At 59.8% G+C, this 1,183-nt stretch carries 1 protein-coding gene; it reads right to left on the bottom strand.

All coding sequences use genetic code 11. From position 1 onward, the window contains the following. Positions 1–9 precede the first annotated feature (9 nt). A complete protein-coding gene (locus tag GGD88_RS18425) occupies positions 10–1,041 on the bottom strand; it encodes an integrase core domain-containing protein (protein WP_184438254.1) in 1,032 nt (343 codons plus the stop codon). Positions 1,042–1,183 lie beyond the last annotated feature (142 nt).

The raw sequence follows: 1,183 nt of genomic DNA, 5'->3' as shown, positions 1-1,183 counted from the left end.
TGTATGGGTTCAGGCTGCCTGAGACTCTGGAGAAGGCTCCTTGAGAGCGTTTTGAAGGTACGCGAGCGGGGTCAGGCCGTTCAAGGCGCGATGGGGCCTGTATGAGTTGTATTTGTTGACGGCTTTGGAAAGTTCGTAGCGCATGGCACCGATGGTGTCGGCGAGGAGGTTTGGCTGGAAGTAGAACTCCTCCTGGAAGGTTCTGTTTCCTCTTTCGACGCCGCCGTTGTAGGTGGGCTTTTTTGGCGGCAAGACGATGAGGGGAATGCTGAGTTCGGCGCAAGCGTCTTCGAACTCGGCCATGAACTCGGAGCCGCCGTCGACCTGTATTGATATTACCGTGAACGGCGATTTTTCTATGAATTCCTGGAGGAACCGTTTGGCGGAGGAGCTCTTTGCGTTGGAATAGACCTGGGCGTGGATGAATTTCGAGCGACGGTCCCAGGCCTGGAAGTGCTTGCAGACGAGGCCGTTTCTGGTGACGGTCATGTGGTCGATCTGGACGCGCTCGCCGATCTTGATGTCCTTGTAATCCTTGTACGTCCACGGCTGGGCATGGCGGCCCTTGAAGGTGCGTTTACGCTTGGCGCGCAGGGCGGATGGTGATCGCTGAATGAGCCCCTTTTCCGCCAGGTGCTTGAGGATCCGCCCGACGGTGCTGACGCTGATGGCGCGGCCGTGGTCGCGGTTGATGATGATGGCGATCTTTTCCTTGCCATAGGGGGGGTTGGCGCGGCGGATGGTCAGGACGAGCTGCTTTTCCGCCTCGCCCCACCGGCGCTTGTTCTGGCGCTTGCGAGCCTTGGATGGAGGGGTAACGCCTCGGTCCAGCGCCGCCAGGGCGCGCTTGGACCGGTAGTAGCTGGCCCGAGAGATGCCGCTCAGACGCTGGCAGGCCTCATCGTTCAGCCCCTCCGCCTTGTGGGCCTGCCACAGCCGCACGCGTTCTTCATGGTGCTGGCGATGGGCGTCGAGACATTCCTGTGTACGGGCATAGCTGTAGAGCTTATAGACGGTTTTGTGCAGCGCTTTGAACTGCATGAGAGCCTCCAGGGTTGTGTTGCAACTCCCTTTTGAGGCCTTCTCGTTCGGTTATAAACCGAATTCGCACCGGGCTGGGGGCATGCCCCCAGCCCGGTGCAAGCGCGGCTCACCCAGTCTCACATCTGCCTGGACCTACACA

It is taken from the genome of Roseospira goensis, from assembly GCF_014197795.1.
GTDB classification, from domain to species: Bacteria; Pseudomonadota; Alphaproteobacteria; order Rhodospirillales; family Rhodospirillaceae; genus Rhodospira; species Rhodospira goensis.
The sequence above is the reverse complement of the archived record's forward strand: the minus strand, read 5'-3'. Positions and strand labels throughout refer to the sequence as shown.

Coding starts and splice junctions, on each gene's coding strand:
- GGD88_RS18425 (WP_184438254.1), bottom strand. CDS start 1,041: ATGCAGTTCAAAGCGCTGCACAAAACCGTCTATAAGCTCTACAGCTAT.